Source organism: Pedobacter alluvionis, assembly GCF_003664035.1.
Taxonomy (GTDB): domain Bacteria; phylum Bacteroidota; class Bacteroidia; order Sphingobacteriales; family Sphingobacteriaceae; genus Pedobacter; species Pedobacter alluvionis.
Genome location: NZ_RCCK01000014.1, coordinates 271,310 through 288,869, shown reverse-complemented (window position 1 = coordinate 288,869; position 17,560 = coordinate 271,310). Strand labels below are relative to the sequence as shown.

Annotated in this window: 19 protein-coding genes; 13 read left to right on the top strand and 6 right to left on the bottom strand. The window is 36.5% G+C overall.

The annotated features are described in order from the left end of the window. The first annotated feature begins 375 nt into the window (after positions 1-375). From BCL90_RS20760 to BCL90_RS25795, 8 genes are all read left to right on the top strand, one after another. Complete coding sequence (locus BCL90_RS20760) at positions 376-1,464, top strand: Glu/Leu/Phe/Val family dehydrogenase (RefSeq protein WP_121286811.1); 1,089 nt, start codon at positions 376-378, stop codon at positions 1,462-1,464. Between the two features lie 49 nt (positions 1,465-1,513). Continuing rightward, on the top strand, positions 1,514-2,464 hold the full coding sequence (gene nusB, locus BCL90_RS20755; protein ID WP_121286809.1) for a transcription antitermination factor NusB: 951 nt from the start codon (positions 1,514-1,516) through the stop codon (positions 2,462-2,464). Between the two features lie 2 nt (positions 2,465-2,466). Then, positions 2,467-2,925, top strand: a complete 459-nt coding sequence (locus tag BCL90_RS20750; protein WP_121286807.1) for a DUF1573 domain-containing protein — start codon at positions 2,467-2,469, stop codon at positions 2,923-2,925. Positions 2,926-2,992: 67 nt separating this feature from the next. Further along, positions 2,993-3,316: a preprotein translocase subunit YajC gene (gene yajC / locus BCL90_RS20745; protein ID WP_121286805.1), complete on the top strand. Its 324-nt coding sequence runs from the start codon at positions 2,993-2,995 to the stop codon at positions 3,314-3,316. A 120-nt stretch (positions 3,317-3,436) separates the two neighbouring features. After that, positions 3,437-4,384 (top strand): YbbR-like domain-containing protein, encoded by a 948-nt coding sequence (locus BCL90_RS20740; RefSeq protein ID WP_244095116.1) that lies wholly within the window; start codon positions 3,437-3,439, stop codon positions 4,382-4,384. Next, a complete protein-coding gene (gene coaE, locus BCL90_RS20735) occupies positions 4,384-5,001 on the top strand; it encodes a dephospho-CoA kinase (RefSeq protein ID WP_121286803.1) in 618 nt (205 codons plus the stop codon). Before BCL90_RS20740 ends, coaE begins: the two co-directional genes overlap by 1 nt. Before the next feature lie 43 nt (positions 5,002-5,044). Next, a complete protein-coding gene (locus BCL90_RS20730; protein WP_121286801.1) occupies positions 5,045-5,989 on the top strand; it encodes an exonuclease in 945 nt (314 codons plus the stop codon). 104 nt (positions 5,990-6,093) lie between these two features. After that, positions 6,094-6,240: a DUF5522 domain-containing protein gene (locus tag BCL90_RS25795; RefSeq protein WP_165902772.1), complete on the top strand. Its 147-nt coding sequence runs from the start codon at positions 6,094-6,096 to the stop codon at positions 6,238-6,240. A gap of 55 nt (positions 6,241-6,295) precedes the next feature. Here the strand turns inward: BCL90_RS25795 and BCL90_RS20725 are convergent, their stop codons facing one another. From BCL90_RS20725 to BCL90_RS20705, 5 genes are all read right to left on the bottom strand, one after another. Further along, entirely contained in the window at positions 6,296-6,901 is a 606-nt protein-coding gene (locus tag BCL90_RS20725) for a Uma2 family endonuclease (RefSeq protein WP_121286799.1), read from the bottom strand. Between the two features lie 144 nt (positions 6,902-7,045). Beyond that, positions 7,046-7,639 (bottom strand): Uma2 family endonuclease, encoded by a 594-nt coding sequence (locus BCL90_RS20720; RefSeq protein WP_121286797.1) that lies wholly within the window; start codon positions 7,637-7,639, stop codon positions 7,046-7,048. A 172-nt stretch (positions 7,640-7,811) separates the two neighbouring features. Next, positions 7,812-8,528: a ZIP family metal transporter gene (locus BCL90_RS20715; protein WP_121286795.1), complete on the bottom strand. Its 717-nt coding sequence runs from the start codon at positions 8,526-8,528 to the stop codon at positions 7,812-7,814. A 3-nt stretch (positions 8,529-8,531) separates the two neighbouring features. Continuing rightward, the gene (locus tag BCL90_RS20710; RefSeq protein WP_121286793.1) at positions 8,532-9,095 is read right to left on the bottom strand and encodes a phosphatase PAP2 family protein; all 564 of its coding nucleotides are present in this window, start codon (positions 9,093-9,095) and stop codon (positions 8,532-8,534) included. Then, positions 9,092-9,823: a class I SAM-dependent methyltransferase gene (locus BCL90_RS20705; protein WP_121286791.1), complete on the bottom strand. Its 732-nt coding sequence runs from the start codon at positions 9,821-9,823 to the stop codon at positions 9,092-9,094. Before BCL90_RS20705 ends, BCL90_RS20710 begins: the two co-directional genes overlap by 4 nt. Before the next feature lie 374 nt (positions 9,824-10,197). Between BCL90_RS20705 and glmM the strand changes: the two genes are divergently transcribed. Next, positions 10,198-11,583: a phosphoglucosamine mutase gene (gene glmM, locus BCL90_RS20700; RefSeq protein ID WP_121287312.1), complete on the top strand. Its 1,386-nt coding sequence runs from the start codon at positions 10,198-10,200 to the stop codon at positions 11,581-11,583. Positions 11,584-11,712: 129 nt separating this feature from the next. Beyond that, the gene (locus BCL90_RS20695) at positions 11,713-12,861 is read left to right on the top strand and encodes a cysteine desulfurase family protein (protein ID WP_121286789.1); all 1,149 of its coding nucleotides are present in this window, start codon (positions 11,713-11,715) and stop codon (positions 12,859-12,861) included. Positions 12,862-13,955: 1,094 nt separating this feature from the next. Here BCL90_RS20695 and BCL90_RS20685 read toward each other — a convergent pair. After that, positions 13,956-14,516, bottom strand: coding sequence for a transposase (locus BCL90_RS20685; protein WP_121286785.1), 561 nt, complete (start codon positions 14,514-14,516; stop codon positions 13,956-13,958). A 131-nt stretch (positions 14,517-14,647) separates the two neighbouring features. On the opposite strand from BCL90_RS20685, the gene BCL90_RS20680 reads away from it, so the two are divergent. From BCL90_RS20680 to BCL90_RS20670, 3 genes are all read left to right on the top strand, one after another. Next, complete coding sequence (locus BCL90_RS20680; RefSeq protein ID WP_025143865.1) at positions 14,648-14,851, top strand: hypothetical protein; 204 nt, start codon at positions 14,648-14,650, stop codon at positions 14,849-14,851. A 73-nt stretch (positions 14,852-14,924) separates the two neighbouring features. After that, a complete protein-coding gene (locus BCL90_RS20675) occupies positions 14,925-15,824 on the top strand; it encodes an MBL fold metallo-hydrolase (protein WP_121286783.1) in 900 nt (299 codons plus the stop codon). A 319-nt stretch (positions 15,825-16,143) separates the two neighbouring features. Beyond that, a complete protein-coding gene (locus tag BCL90_RS20670; protein WP_121286781.1) occupies positions 16,144-17,469 on the top strand; it encodes a cytochrome ubiquinol oxidase subunit I in 1,326 nt (441 codons plus the stop codon). Positions 17,470-17,560: the final 91 nt, after the last annotated feature.

Below are 17,560 nucleotides of genomic sequence, written 5' to 3'. Positions count from 1 at the left end.
ATTTGTCGCAGTAAGTCATCGAGCGGTTGGTAATTAGCCAAAAGCAACTGGCTTTTGTTAAATAAACCTGATAGAACGGAAAGCCCGGAACCAAGAATGAGTGAGGACTTGGAGCGATAGCAGGACTTTCATAACCTAAAAGCACCGAAACCTGCTTTTCTAAATAATATAGCTACCTATTCGTGTTGTGGTTTAGCCTTACAGGTTCTCTCCAAGGCCTGGTTCGTGTCTCCACGAACCAATATTTTTTCCTAATTTTAAACTAATAACCTTGTTTATTTAATCCTGTCCAAATTAATTTTGTTATAGTTTCGTTAAATACATGTAATAATGGTTTTTTATTTTAATTTTGCAGCAGGTTAGCCTAACGTTAATATGCCAGCAAATTCTCCGTCAGATTCATCAATTTTAGATCAGTTAAGTGTCTATGGGCACAAAAAATTGGTTTTTTGTAATGATCCAGATACAGGTTTAAAAGCAATTATTGCAATACACGATACCACGTTGGGTCCCGCTTTAGGCGGAACACGCATGTGGAGTTATAGTACCGAAGGCGAAGCATTACAAGATGCGCTGCGATTATCACGCGGAATGACTTACAAGGCAGCGATAACAGGGTTAAACCTGGGCGGTGGAAAAGGCGTAATTATTGGCGATTCCAGAAAAGACAAAACAGAAACTTTAATGCGTAGCTATGGCAGGTTTATTAAAAACCTAAATGGCGAATTTATTACTGCAGAAGAAATGGGGACCAATACACGCGATATGGAATATATCCGTATGGAAACCAATTATGTTACTGGTGTTCCCGAGTCAATCGGTGGAGCAGGGAACCCGGCTCCTTTTACTGCTCAAGGTGTTTATTTAGGCATTAAAGCCAGTGTTAAAGAGGTATTTGGTACAGATATGCTTGCCGGGAGAACCATTGTAGTACAAGGCATCGGAAATGTTGGTGAACACCTGGTTGCCCTTTTAAGAAAAGAAAATGCCGAAGTTTTGATCAGCGATATTAACCAGGAACAATTAACTTATGTTGCCCGTAAATATAAAGCGAAACCGATAGAGGCCGATAAAATTTTCACCACTGATGCCGATGTTTATGCCCCATGTGCAATGGGTGCTACCGTTAATAACAAAACCATCGAAAAAATGAAATTTGCAATTATTGCAGGTTCAGCAAACAACCAGTTAAAAGATGAGGTTTTAGATAGCGAATTGCTTTTGAAGAAAGGAATTTTATTCGCACCTGATTACCTGATTAATGCAGGCGGATTAATTTCCTGCTATTCGGAGTTAACTGGTTTTGGTAAAAAACGTACTGTACAGCTTACAGAGAATATTTACGATGCTACACGCAGTGTAATTAAATTAAGTAAAACCGAAAACATATCAACAAATATTGCTGCAAACCGCATTGCCGAGAAACGGATTGCAGATGTTAAAAAAATTAAATCGTCATATTAATCATAATTATTAAAACAGGTTTTAAAAAACCGCACTCGTTCTTACATTCATGTTAAACAGAAGGCACTTAAGAATCAAAGCTTTGCAAAATATTTTTGCTTGGCACATGGCAGACAAAAAAGACATTAAAGGTGATTTAAAAACTTTAATGCAAAGCATCGATAGCGTGTACGAAATGTACATCTGGATGTTATCTTTAATGGTAGAAGTTACCGAATTTACTGCTAACGACGCCGCAGAGCGCGCAAATAAGTTTATTAAAACAGCAGAGGATATTAATCCCAACATGAAATTGCTACACAATAAGTTTAGCGTTTTAATGCAACAGAACCCAGAGTATGTGTCTGCAGTTAAAAAATACAAGGTAGACTGGGGTTTCGATCCTGAAATCCGTAAAACCGTTTACAATTCTTTAAAAGCATCAAAAGAATATGCCGATTATCTTGCCGATCCGAACGAAAGTTTAGAGTCATCAAAAGATATTATTAAATATATTTTCCGCAAAATCATCTTAAAAAACCAGGCTATTATTCAGGTTTTCGAAGAGAAATTTATCAACTGGCAGGTAGATCACGAAGTGATGAAAGGTATGGTTGCTAAAACCCTGAAAAACTTTACATCCGATGATCCTTTCAAAAATAAATTGACCGAAATTAGTGCCGACTGGGTTGAAGACAGCAAATTTGTTCAGGATCTTTTTGTACATACTTTGCAGAACGATGCAAAATATCAGGAAATGATTGCTGATAGAACAAAAAACTGGGAATCAGAACGTATTGCATTAATGGATACAATTTTGATGAAAATGGCCATTTGCGAACTGCTAAATTTCCCATCTATTCCGGTTAAAGTAACCATTAACGAATATTTAGAGTTATCAAAAGATTACAGTACACCGAAGAGTAATTCATTTATTAACGGTATTTTAGACAAAATTTTAGGTGATCTTAAGAAAAATAACACCATTAAAAAGATTGGCCGCGGATTAATCGAAGATTAAAAATGAAAAGAACATTTATTCTGGCTATTGCTGCACTTTCTTTTGTAGCATGTCGTAATGCAAATAATCAAACCAGCGAAACTGCTTCAGCTGTTTCAGTTGGCAATGATACCTCAAAAACAGCCAAAGTTGCTCCGGCTGATGCACCTGTTATTGTTTTCGAACGCGATATTTTTGATTTCAGTAAAATAACACAAGGTGAAAAAGTTAAGCACGATTTCAAATTTAAAAATACAGGTAAAAGCCCACTCATCGTTTCAAATGCAACGGCAACTTGTGGCTGTACTGTTCCGCAGGTACCAGGCGAACCTATTTTACCAGGTAAAGAAGGTGTAATTAGTGTGGTTTTTAATAGCGAAGGCAAAATGGGCATGCAAGATAAGGTAGTAACCATCACTTCAAATGCAAACCCAACAGTAACCACAGTTCATTTAGTGGGAGAGGTGCTTGCTAAAAAATAAATTGGTTCAATTGTTTATGGCATTATCCATAAGGACCAAAATTCATAAAAAACAAAAAAAATAAAAAATGACATCAACAGTAATTTTACAGGCAGCAGGAGGATTTGATCCAAGACAATTAATCATGTTTGGAGCGATTGCACTGGTATTCTACTTTTTTATGATCCGTCCTCAGCTTAAAAAAGCCAAAGACCATAAAAAATTAATCAGTGAACTGAAAAAAGGTGATAAAATTGTAACTACAGCAGGTATTCACGGCCGTATAGCCGATATGAATGACACAACTTTTTTAATCGAGGTTGAAGGTGGTGTAAAAATCCGTTTCGATAAATCAGCAGTTTCTTTAGATGCAACAAAAGCAACAGCAACTCCGGCTGCACCTAAAGCTTAATAAAAATAATAAAAATTTGAGCAGTCCCGAAAACTTTCGGGACTGTTTTTGTTTTACTACATTTGATTAAATGCATTTTGGATAGAATTTTTCCAGCTTACAGTTAATATTTAATTTATTATGCCCTTCATCAGGTTAACGAAGATAGAAAAAAGACGTGTATTTAGCTTATTGGCCTGCTTGCTGCTGGCTATAGCTGCATGGCTTTTTATGGCATTAAACAACAAGTATATTTATGTAGCAAAGACTGTATTGGTTTTTAAAAATACCCCTACCAAAAGAGCATTTTACCCTTTACAATCAGATACAATAGATTTACAGGTAGAAGGGACAGGCTGGCAGCTCCTGTTTGCCCGTTTAAGGATCAGTCCGCCTTCTGTTTCTGTTAGTCTGAGTCAGCTGAATACCAAAGATTTTGTCGTTTTCTCCGATCAGCTTTTTAATATAAACAGACAGTTAGAAAGTACACAAAAAGTAATTTCTGTTAAGCCCGATACCCTTTATTTCGATTTTACTAAACGTGTAGTTAAAAAAGTTCCGGTAAAACTGATCGATAAACTCAGTTTTGAAAAACAATATGGCATTTCGAGCGAGATTATCCTTAATCCAAAATATGTTAAGGTGGCTGGCCCGCTGGAAGAGCTTTCAAAAATAAAATTTTGGCCAACTGATACGCTTAAACAGGATAAAATACAGAGTAGCAGTACCACCAGGGTAGCTTTACAGCACAGCATCCACAAAAATGTTAGCATCTATCCATCCTCTGTAGAGGTTAAAGTCCCTGTAGACGAATTTACTGAAAAAACCATCGAGGTACCTTTAAAAATTACCAATAACCGAAGCTATAACAGCATTAAACTTTATCCCAAAAAAGTTAAAGTTACCTTTTTAGTGGCTTTAAGCAATTATGACCAGGTTGATGAAAGTTTTATTACGGCAACTATTGATGTTGATGAATGGCAAAATTTAGGGCATCGCCGCTTTACGGTCAAGATAACCGAATTTCCAGATTATTGCAAACTGGTAAGCGTAAGCCCTTCCAAAATAGATTTCATTGTAGACAAATAATGTATAAAGTAGGTATAACAGGTGGTATAGGCAGTGGTAAAACAACGGCCTGCAAGGTTTTTGAAGTATTGGGAATTCCAGTGTTTTACGCTGATACTGTTGCAAAGGAAATCATGTGTGAAGATGTTTTATTAGTTGCAGGAATCAAATCTGCTTTCGGAAATGAAAGTTATTTTGAAGATGGAAAACTGAACAATAAACATATTGCCGGCATTGTTTTTAATAACGAAGAAGCGCTGGCAAAATTAAATGCATTAGTCCATCCGGCAGTTTTTAGGGCATTTGATGCCTGGGAAGAAACTATACCTGCAAATACACCTTATGCACTTAAAGAGGCTGCCTTGCTTTTCGAAAGTGGTTCTTATAAGATGTGCGATACTACTATCCTGGTTACTGCACCCTATGAAATTAAACTGAAAAGGGTAATGCAACGCGACGGTGTTTCAGCAGAACAAGTCAAAGTACGCATGGATAAACAATTAAGCGACGAAGAAAAATCGAAAATGGCAAATCATTTCATTGCTAATGATGAACAACAATCAATAATTGAGCAGGTTTTAGCTTTACACCAGGAATTCCTTAAATCAGCCAAAGAATTTAAGAATACCAGGGCATAATCAACTTAACTCATACATCCTTAAATTCTATTCACCTTTATAAATGATTTTAGAAGATTTCATTGCCATTACGCCAACGGGTTTATACTGTGTTTACGGCGATTTTTACCTGGATCCACAACAACCTGTAAATGAAGCGGTGGTTTCGCACGCACATGGCGATCACGCTATTGGTGGAAGCCAGCATGTTTACTGCACGGCTGCTACTGCAACTTTTATGAAACACCGTTACCGCAAATTTGCCGCGGTTGATTTTTTTACCAAAAGTTATCATGAATCCTTCAAAATAAAAGAAGTTACCATTACTTTTTATTCTGCCGGACATATTTTGGGCTCTGCACAGGTTTTAATGGAATATAAGGGGGTAAAGTATCTTTATACAGGTGATTATAAGATTGAACCAGACAATACCTGTGAGCCTTTTGAATTTGTAGAAGCAGACGTTTTAATTACAGAAAGTACCTTTGCTAATCCGGAAACCAAACACCCTTCACCAGTAGATGAAATTAAAAAGCTGAATGAAACCAGCGCGAATATTATGCTTGGTTCTTATGCATTGGGCAAAAGCCAGCGGATAATACAATTGCTCAATGAGTATTGCCCCACGAAGAATATTATGGTTCACCACAGTATTATGCCCTTTGTTAAAATATATGAGGACTATGGTATAAAAGTAGGAAATTACAAAATGTACGATAGAAAGGTGATGAAAAATAATCAGGAACATCAGGTTTATATTGTGCCGCCGATGGTTTTTCACAGTTACCATAAGGCAATAAATGTAGTACGTGCCTTTGCCTCCGGATGGAAGAACCTGCAGCAACAAAACGGGATTTCACTTTATATTTCTGATCATGCCGATTGGGATGCAATTTTAGAAACCATAGAAAAAGTTAAACCAAAACAAGTATGGACTTTACATGGTGATGGTAAACAGCTTAAAGATTATTTTAGAAATAAACTGGAAGTTAAAATACTCAATGGTTAAAAAATGATTGAATGAGGCGATAAAGAAAAACGATTAAAAACATTCCCTCATTTAATATTCAATCATTATAATTCCCTCATTCAAGATTCTCTCAGTCAATAATTATGTTAAAAGAAGGCGAAGATTTTTACTTTAACGAAGATGGACTGATGGTTTTTACTGAAGCCTACCATTTAAAACGTGGTTATTGCTGTAAAAATAAGTGCAAACACTGCCCTTGGGCTTATGGCAAAAAGAAAGAAAAGAAGTAGTACGGTAGGTAGTTGACAGTTTTTAGTTTACAATTCTCGGCTTTTGTTTACAAACTCATTTATCCTTATTAAGGCGAACGTGATCATAAATATCGCTTAAAGCCACTTCAAATCCCGTCGAAATTAGGGTTAGGGTATCAGAAATCTCCTTGTGCTCGTTAAGTTTCCAGTTATTTTCATCATCAATATAAAAGGCCTGAACCCAAACCGATTCTGAATCGATCATAATGTATTCTTTTAACGAAGGAATATCTTTATACAGCATAAACTTTTTGCCTCTATCGTAATTTTTGGTTGAAGGCGAAAGGATTTCGATGATTACAGTTGGCAAAATTGAGGTGTCTTCATCAATATCAATATGTTTTATATCGTTACAATAGATAGAGATATCCGGATAGGTGAATAAACTATTCTCGGGAATGTTCATCCGCTTATCACTTCCAAAAATGTGGCATGACTTCCCTTTTAATTTGCCGCCAACTGCTAAAAAAATATTAGAAAACAGCCAATTATGATTATCTCCGGCTCCAGACATCGCAAATATCTCACCTTGGTAATATTCATGTTTAACTGTCGCTTCTTTTTCCATCTCCAGATATTCTTCAACAGTATAACGCCTTTTTTGATAGGCTACTGCTGGTTCATCTACAATATTTTCCATATACTAATTTACTTGAATTATAATTGAACATATAATAAATAAACGATTAAACGTTTAAAACGGATTTATTTTTAACTAGCTGTTTAACAGGTGTTTGGGTTTTCGCTTTAATAATTAAAACAAATAGAGTTAAGATCTCCGATTTCAAAAGGTAACATAATAATAAATATCGCTTAGCGCTACATCGAACCCCATCGAAACAAAACTTAGCACATCAGTAAGTTCTTCATGTTTATTGAGTACCCAATTTTGCTCATGATCAATGTAATAAGCTTCAACCAAAATAGATTGCGAATCGATCATGATGTATTCCTTTAATGAAGGAATATCTTTATATAGCATAAACTTTTTGCCTCTATCGTAATTTTTGGTTGAAGGCGAAAGGATTTCAATAATTGCAGTTGGTAAAATTGAGGTGTCTTCATCAGTATCGCTATGCGTTAAACCATTGCAATAAATGGAAATATCAGGATAGGTGAATAATGTATTCTCGGGAATATTCATCCGTTTATCACTTCCATAGGGTCTGCATGGCTTGCCTTTAAGTTTGTTGCCTATTTCTATAAAAACGTTGCTGAAAATCTCATTGTGGTTATCGCCAGCACCAGACATTGTAAATATCTCTCCCTGGAAATATTCGTGTTTTTCTGTTGATACCTTTTCCATCTCCAGGTATTCTTCAACAGTGTAGTGCCTTTTTTGATAGGCCACAACAGGTTCATTTACAATTTCATCCATATACGAATTTACAGATGTTTTTTTGAAAAGGTTAAATATATAAACGATTAAACGTTTAAAACGGCTAGCTAGTTAATTGTTTGAAATGGTTAATCGGTTAATCGACGAATTGCTTAGTTGGGAAACTGTTAACTTAAAATTTGCAATTACCAACTGAAAACTGCCAACTGAATTAGTGTCCAGCAAAGAAACCAATCAATGCTACACCAATGCCCAATAAAACGGCAATCATTTTGCGGGTATTGATTTTATGATCGGCACTCGATTCAAATAATATGGTGGTAGAAATGTGTAAGAAAATACCAATTACAATGCCCATAATTTTATTGAAATAAGCATCAAGGCCACCAATAGTGCCGTTACTTAAACCAACGCTTACATAAAAACCAAGGGGTGCCATAATCGCAAAAACAATCAGGTAAAATACAATGCTACCTTTCTTATAATGGTTTTGCATTAATATACTCGCCAATGCAAACGCTGCAGGAATATGGTGTAGCGAAATCCCGAAAATCAATTCATTATGTTGCTCTTTTGCCAAGGGCATCCCTTCTAAAAAGGCATGTAAACACAAACTGATCATAATCCCGAAAGGGAAAACATGTCCGTCGTGATGTTTGTGGATATGGCCGTGTTCTACACCTTCTGAAAATTGCTCTAAGAAGATCTGCAGGAGGAAACCAATCAGTATGAATATACCGATTTCAGATTTGTCAGACCCGCTGTAGGCATCTGGAATTAAATGTAAAACCGTAATGGCAAATAAATAGGCTCCACTGAAAGATAAAATCAGTTTAAGTAATTTAGATTTATCACTTTTAACCAAAAAGATAGCCGTTCCGCCTAAAAAGGCACAGAAAAAGAGTACGCAGAGTTTCCAGATTTCCATAGGTTAAAAATCAGGTTGTAATTTTTTAAATATTTTCGAACAGATAAAGCCAATTGTTATACCCAGCAAAGCACCGGCTGTTACATCAACAGGGTAATGAACGCCAACATATACCTGCGCAAAACTGATAATCAGCGCCCAAAAGAGGCCAATAGGTAAAATAGGTTTCCATCTGCTGTAAAAAATGCAGATTAAAAAAACAGCTATAGCAAAATGATTGGTAGCGTGGGCCGATGGAAAACTTAAACCGCTTCCACAGGGTACGCGATGGATAATGTCGTTCGCTAAACTTAAATCATTGCAAGGCCTCACACGTGATACCCAAGGTTTTACAACCCTTGAGGCAATTAAATCACCCATGGCAAAAGTGAATAGCAGCATTCCAATAATATAATAACCTTGTTTTTTATACTGCCTGATACAAAAAACAACAATAAAAAGGTAAAGTGGCGACCAGAAAAAACGGTTGCGCATTAAAGGCATCAGCCAATCAAAAAAGCCGTTTGAAAGTCCGCGGTGGATTTTCAAGAACAATTCTACATCAAATTGCTGTATGCTTTCTATCATGCTTTTTTACAGATTAAAATTAGCCGGTCTGAGTTGTTTTCGTCAAAATCAGCCAAGTCATAATTGCCAAATGTCTTTTCGATAACCATCCCAGCTTTGCTCAACATCCGTTCAAAATCTTCAAAGCTAAATGCCTGTACCCGCTCTTCGAAATGATACACTTTTTGCTTGTCTTCGAAATTTATCTTTTTAATAATTTTCCCATCGATAACATTTTTGGTAATGTGAAAAGTGATACCATCTAATGATTTTGTTTCACAGGAATTTAAATTGCGGATAATCTTCTCCGTGTTAAAATAATCAAGCACCAAAATCCCATCTGCGGTTAAACATTTACGAAAAGTTTTAAGCGCATTTACGTGGTCTTTTTCTGTATCAAAATAACCAAAACTGGTAAACAAGTTTAAAGCCACATCAAAATAATTGATGTAAAAAAGCCTCCGCATATCGTGAACAAGGAAGTGTAATTTGCTGTTTTCGAATTGCTTGGCATATTTTATGCTTTGTTCTGATAAATCTATTCCTGTAACATCAAAGCCTTTTTTATTCAGGTAAATAGAATGCCGGCCTTTTCCACAGGCAATATCGAGCATTTTAGCATCGGCTTTTGGATGAAGGTAATCCGTGAGTTTATCAATGAAGAATTCAGCTTCAGCATCATTTCGTTGTTGGTAAAGAATATGATAATATGGCGAATTAAACCAATATTGAAACCACTTGCGCTGCATATAAAAGACGTTTGTATCTTAAAAAGATGCAAATATAAGGTTTTACAATCGCTAGTAAAGTTTCGAGTGGTGTTTTATGCAACATTATTGCATAGAAATTAATAAGCCAGCGGTTGTGCTTTGCGAAGATTGAATCGTAGATCTACCTGATGTAATAAATTATTAAGGTTTTAATACATCGGTTGATAAGATGCCTGTTTTTTAAAAAGAACTCAAAATAGAACATATCTTTGATTTTGATATTGAAACTTATCTCTACTAATTACATGGTGTTTATAGATATAAAAACAATGTAAATTAACTTGCAGAAGCTGGGTAAAATAGCAGCTATCTTGTTTTTTTTCTTATTTTTGAGCCTCATCAAATTATATACAGTGACTTTAATAAAATCGATTTCAGGAATACGGGGAACCATCGGTGGAAGGGCCGGAGACGGCTTAACGCCATTTGATATTGTTAAATTTACGGCTGCCTTCGGTAGCTGGGTGGTACAAAAAACAGGCAATAAAAGAATAGTTTTAGGCCGCGATGCGCGTATTTCAGGTGAGATGGTGAATAATCTGGTTATTGGAACGCTACAAGGCCTGGGTATTGAGGTAATCGATTTAGGCTTATCTACTACGCCAACGGTAGAGGTTGCGGTGCCTGACGAAAATGCAGGAGGTGGAATCATTTTAACCGCAAGCCATAACCCAAAACAATGGAATGCCTTAAAATTATTAAATGCCAGTGGAGAATTTATTAGCGATGCAGATGGCAAAGAAGTTTTAGATTTAGCAGAAAGTGCTGATTTTGACTTCGCTGAGGTAGATAAACTAGGTAAAGTAATAAAAAACGATACTTATCTTCAAAAACACATCGATAAAGTTTTAGCCTTACCATTGGTTGATGTTGAGGCAATTAAAAAAGCTGATTTTAAAATAGTAATCGATTGTGTAAATTCAACCGGCGGTATTTTTATTCCTGCTTTATTAAAAGCTTTGGGAGTGAATAAGGTAGTAGAATTATATTGTACACCAGACGGATATTTTCCGCACAATCCTGAACCACTTCCTGAAAACTTAACTGAAATATCGAAAGAAGTTCAGAAACAGAACGCAAATTTAGGTATTGTAGTAGACCCTGATGTTGACCGTTTATGTTTTGTAAACGAAGATGGCAGCATGTTTGGCGAAGAATATACCTTAGTTGCTGTTGCCGATTATGTATTGAAAAATACACCTGGAAACACAGTTTCCAATCTTTCATCAACCCGTGCTTTACGCGATGTAACCGAAAAAGCAGGTGCTGAATACAATGCATCGGCAGTAGGTGAGGTCAACGTAGTTAACAAAATGAAAGAGACAAATGCCATAATCGGTGGTGAAGGTAATGGTGGAATCATTTATCCTGAATCGCATTATGGTAGAGATGCTTTGGTGGGTATTGCTTTATTTTTAACACATTTGGCTAAGTTTGGTAAATCTATTTCTGTACTTCAAGCCAGCTATCCTCAATACTACATCTCTAAAAATAAGATTACCCTTACGCCAGAAATGGATATCGATAATTTATTGAAACAGGTAGAAGAGAAATATAAAAATCAGCCATATAGTACAATTGATGGTTTGAAGATAGAATTTGATAAAACCTGGGTACATTTGCGCCGCTCTAATACGGAACCGATCATCAGGATTTACAGTGAGGCAGAAAATGAAACCATTGCCGAGAATTTGGCTAACAAAATTATTTCTGACATTAAAGAAATATTACACCTTTAATCTTTAAGGTTTCAGGATCAAGCATACCTGTTCAGGGTTTAATATAACGATTAAACCTTGGGCATTTAAATCAGAGCTTGCCCTTAACAAGGCATCTTTGCAACAAAAAACTTTTAAATATTCATAGAAATGAAAAGGGTCTATTTAGATAATGCGGCCACAACGCCTTTAGATGCAGCAGTAATCGCAGAAATGACAAACGTGATGGAAAATTACTTTGGTAACCCATCTGCCATTCATGCACTTGGCCGTGAGGTGAGAACACTCGTGGAGAAAGCCCGTAAAACCGTTTCAGGTCTGTTAAATGCATCTCCGTCTGAGATATTTTTTACTTCCGGAGGCACAGAGGCCGATAATACAGCTATCCGTTGCGGAATTTCAGCTTATGGCATTAAACATGCTATAACTTCAAAAATAGAGCACCATGCTGTTGAGCATACCTTAAATACGATGCTTAAAAATGGCGAGATCGATAAATTAAGTTTCGTTAATATTGATGAAAAAGGGAATATCGATTATAACCATTTAGAAGAACTGCTTCAAAATAACGAGCGTACTTTCGTTTCATTGATGCATGCCAATAACGAATTGGGTACACTAACCGATATGGTTAAAGTTGGCGATATCTGCGAGAAATACAATGCTATTTACCATGCAGATACCGTTCAGACTATGGGCCATTATCAACACAATGTACGCGAGCTTAAAGCACATTTTATTGTGTGTGCTGCGCACAAGCTTCACGGGCCAAAAGGCGTTGGCTTTTTATACGTAAACAGCAATATTAAAATCCCACCAATGATTTACGGTGGTTCACAGGAACGCAACATGCGTGGCGGTACCGAAAATGTATATGGTATTGTGGGTTTAGCTAAAGCCTTAGAAATTGCTTATTCAGAAATGGATCAGCATCAGTCGTACATTCAAGGCCTAAAAGATTATCTAAAAACACAGTTAATTGCTGAAATCCCAGGTATTGGCTTTAATGGCGAAACCGATGGCGATAAAAGTCTTTACACGGTTCTAAATGTTTCTTTCCCTGAAATGGACATGGCCGATATGTTATTGTTCAATTTGGATATTAATGGTATCTGCGCTTCGGGCGGTAGTGCATGTTCTTCAGGTTCAAATATAGGCTCTCACGTATTAAACGGTATTAATGCCGATCCAAACCGTCCTTCAGTGCGTTTTTCATTTAGTAAATACACTACTAAAGAGGATCTGGATTATGTAATCGAAAAAGTTAAAATGGTAGTGAAGCAGAATGCTTTAGTATAAAATATCATTAACCAAATAGGAAAGTCCCGGTGAAAATTGGGACTTTTTTTGTGGGCAAACTATTAATCATTTTCTGAAAAGGATATGCAGTAATTCATTTAATGTTCTTCCCTGCTTTACGCTTATACGCCTGCAGGCCTTAAGCACCTGGCCGGTATTCGCTTCAATCAGGTTTAGCTCCAATAAGCTGGTGCTGCTATTTAAGGTTGTATGAAGCAAGAAAAGAATTCATTTTAAAAAACAAATTCACTGCGATCCGCAACCCTAAATAGGATTAATGGCCGTGCCACCTAAACCTGATCGGAACGAACATCACGATTTTTTCGGGATAAAGTGAAGAGCAGGACAATATTTTCCTAAATGCCACTGCAGCTGATTTTCAAAATAAACAATCAATTTTGAAATAATATGTGCTTAACCATTTAAACTAATAAAATTCTCTTGCAAAGTTCAAAAATTAAGCTTATATTTAATTAAACATAAGGCAGTCCACGCCATTTTACCTGTTGTTCCTGAACGAAACCTTATCAAACACCCCATGGTATAAGGTTAAGCAAATTTTAAAAAAGCTTTTTATCATTATTAAAATTGTTAACCCTGAAAGCCCCAAAGGTTTTCAATAATCTATATCGTCATGGAAAAGAACCACAACACTCAAAATCTGGAAAACGCAAAACCGGAAGAAAAATTAAACGAAGAAAGAAAACATATTTACAAATTTATCTTCAATCCGTTTTCTTTCGAATCTTCGAACCATTTTAATAAAATACATAAAAGGAAATTTCATTCTTTCGGATGCATCCATGAACTGAGAAAACTCCCTGGAGCTATGTTGTAATCGAAAGGTAAGCTTACATGTCCTTTGTTGGCGGCTCACCTGCCATAACATTATTTCAATATCGTGTTTGGTGAGCCACCAAACACAGATTAGTGGAGAAAGAAATCTTTGAATTAAATTTGGCTTAAAGATTTTTCCGTTTTGGGTTCCATCTCTCGTTCCGCTCCCGTTCCTTGGTTGGTGGTTCACCAACCATAGCATTTATTTCTATACCATGTTTGGTGAGCAACCAAACATAGGGATTAGGTGGGGCAAATTAGAATGTGTCTCTGTAATGTGTTAGTATATTGAAATCATCTATCCCTGTTTTATAAAACCTGGCAGAAGACCAATGATAATCTTCAGTATTTTGAGCCAAACGCCATCTTTCTTGTAACGGATTATAATGAATGTAATTTAGTTTCTGCTCTAAAATATTAATATCAAACATATTGACTGCGAGCGAATCTCTTTGCCATATTCTATATTTGCGATCCGATTCAGTTACCTCAAAAAGTCTTAAAAAATTAGGGTTATTGATAAGAAGGTCTTTCCTTAGCTCATGAGAAGTATCCTTTAAAAAACTTGAATTCGGTTTTTCTTTGCCGTTTGGTTTTAAAATTTTCAAAATTAAATGGATATGGTTTGGCATAATAACAAAGCCATAAACCTCAATAAAATTTTGTTTAACAAGTTTTCTTAAAGAGTTTAATACTAATTGCTTATAATTACGTGCCTCTAGTAAAAGCATCCAATCCTTAATTGTGCAAGTCCAAAAGTAAGTTTCATTATAGTTAAGGAATGATTTTCTTCTATCTTTAAAAATATCAGAATTCATGTGATTAGTTTTAAATAAGATAATCATAAAATTTTACTATTTGTTTGGTGAGCCACCAAACATTAGAAGTGGATTAATAAAAACAATCTTATTTTTAGGTTGTTCCTATAGTATATCAATTTACAATTACTATGGAAACGAATAAAGAAAAAGGTAAAGTTGTTGAGAACGATTTACTGGATAAAACCGCAGAAGATATTAAAGAGGATAGAACTTTAGATGAAAATAAATCATCGAAAGTAACGACCAATCTGTTTAACAAAGATAAAGACCGTAAGAATAATTCCTTTGGTCCGGGGCATGAGCCAGGTACCACACCGGGTTCGGGTATATAATTTGTTATTTCAAGATCTAAATCATTAAATTTAAACCACAGCACTTGCTGTGGTTTTTTAGCTTAATAGCAAAATGGAGAGAAGAAATTTTATCAAAAATTCGGCACTGGCAGTGGCCTTGCTTTCAATTTATAAAACAGATGTTTTAGCGCAGCAAGAGCTGTTGCGTGCTTATAATTTTAAACCGCTCCGTAATGATGTGGGTATATTTACCGAGCAGGGCGGAACCATTGGCTGGTTAAATTCGAGCAATGGTTTTGTGGTGGTAGATGCACAGTTCCCGACTACAGCACCGCATGTAATCGACGAGTTGAAAAAACTGGGCGAAAAACCTTTCAAATATTTGATCAACACGCATCACCATGGCGACCATACCGCTGGGAATATTTCTTTTAAAGGATTGGCAGAAAAAGTGGTTGCACACCAAAATTCACTGGTAAACCAGAAAAGAGGCGCAGAAAAAGCAAATAATTTAGATAAACAGCTTCTGCCTGATACCACTTTTGGGACAAAATGGAGTGCGAAAATGGGCAATGAAAATATTAAAGCTTATTATTACGGTTCAGGGCACACCAATGGCGATGCAGTTTACCATTTCGAAAATGCCAATATCGTACATGTTGGCGATCTGGTTTTCAACTGTAAATTTCCATATATTGATAGAGAAAATGGCGCACACATCGGCAACTGGATCACTGCTTTAGATAAAATCCAGAACCAGTTTGATAACGATACCTTATTTATCTGGGGACATAGCCTTGATCCGGAGAAAGTAACCGGAAATAAAACTGATGTTAAAGCTTATCAAAATTACCTTCAAAACCTGTTAACTTTTGTGGGCGGCGAAATCAAAGCAGGTAAAAGCAAAGAAGATATTTTAAAAACGACTACGATCCCAAATGCACCCGAATGGAAGGGTGAAGGCATTGAAAGAAGTTTAACCGCTGCTTATGATGAATTGAAGGGAGTTTAATCTCATATTCCATAAGAAAAGTCGTCCTCTCGATCCGATAGCTATCGGATGAAGCGCAGCGGAATGGAGAGATCTGTCAAGACAGATTTTGCTTCGCAGAGCCTTCGGGTTCTCGACTGCCTTGTCCTCCGCTCTAAATGACGATATCTATCTGTGCTCATCTGTGGCTAAAAATTTATCGTTCCTTTAATACAGCCTTCCAAATCTATTTTCAATTTATAAACGTTCTATATTTAAAATAATCCTTTCAACCTCATTGAATTACCATAGGCTTTAGTGTTTAACAACTATATTTGTTACAATTCAAAATCTACAGCCCATGGATGATTTTATAGCAGCCCGTTCCCAAATGGCCTTATCATTAGGCTTTCACATCATTTTTTCGTGTATTGGCATGGTGATGCCATTCTTTATGGCCGTATCGCATTATAAATGGCTTAAAACAAACGATGAGGTGTATAAAAACCTCACAAAAGCCTGGAGTAAAGGGGTAGCCATATTCTTCGCTACCGGTGCGGTATCAGGTACCATGTTATCTTTCGAATTGGGCTTACTTTGGCCAAAATTTATGGATCATGCCGGACCTATCTTCGGAATGCCTTTCTCGTTGGAAGGAACAGCTTTTTTTATTGAAGCGATAGCCCTTGGTTTTTTCCTATATGGTTGGAATAAGTTAAACAAATGGTTCCATTGGTTTACAGGAATGGTAGTAGGGGTGAGTGGTTTGGCCTCAGGCATACTGGTAGTGGCAGCCAATGCCTGGATGAATAGTCCGGCAGGTTTTGATTTTGTAAACGGACAATACCTCAACATCGATCCCATACAGGCTATGTTCAATAAAGCTTGGTTTAGTCAGGCTTTACACATGTGTTTGGCCGCATTTACCGCAACGGGTTTTGCTGTGGCAGGTGTTCATGCTTTAATGATTCTAAGGGACAGAAATGCAGCGTTCCATTTAAAAGCTTTTAAAATAGCGGCTGTATTTGCCTGCATTGCTGCTTTATTACAGCCAATAAGTGGCGATATCTCTGCAAAAGACGTAGCCAAGCGTCAGCCTGCAAAGCTAGCTGCAATGGAAGCATTGTATAAGACCGAGAAACCTGCTCCGCTTTTAATCGGTGGTATCGTAAATGAGAAAGATAAAACGGTAAAAGGGGCAATCAAAATTCCAGGCGCTTTAAGTTTTCTGGCACATGGCGATTTTAAAGCCGAAGTTAAGGGCTTGGATCAGATACCGGAAAATGAACATCCACCAGTCGCTATAACCCATTACGCTTTCCAGATTATGGTAGGGATTGGAACTTTACTGCTTTTGGTAGCTTTAACCTATTTCTTTATCCTTTTTAAAAAGAAACCTTTAACAGAAAATCGTTGGCTGTTAAAACTGTTCGTCTTCGCCATTCCGCTTGGTTATCTCGCTTTAGAGGCCGGTTGGGTAGTTACTGAAGTTGGCAGGCAACCCTGGATTATTTATGGCATTATGCGCACTAAAGATGCGGTTACGCCCATGCCAGGTATTGCTTATTCATTTTACATCTTTTCGGCAATTTATGTGTCGCTAAGCATTATCGTAACGTTTTTGCTTTACCGACAGATTAAAATGGTACCTGTACTTTATAATAAAACTGAAGAAAATAATCATTAACCACAGATGAAGAGGATAACCACAGATAAAATTGGGTAGTTGGATCTAAGCTTATCTAAAATTTGTGTATGTCCTTGGCAAAAAAATAAAT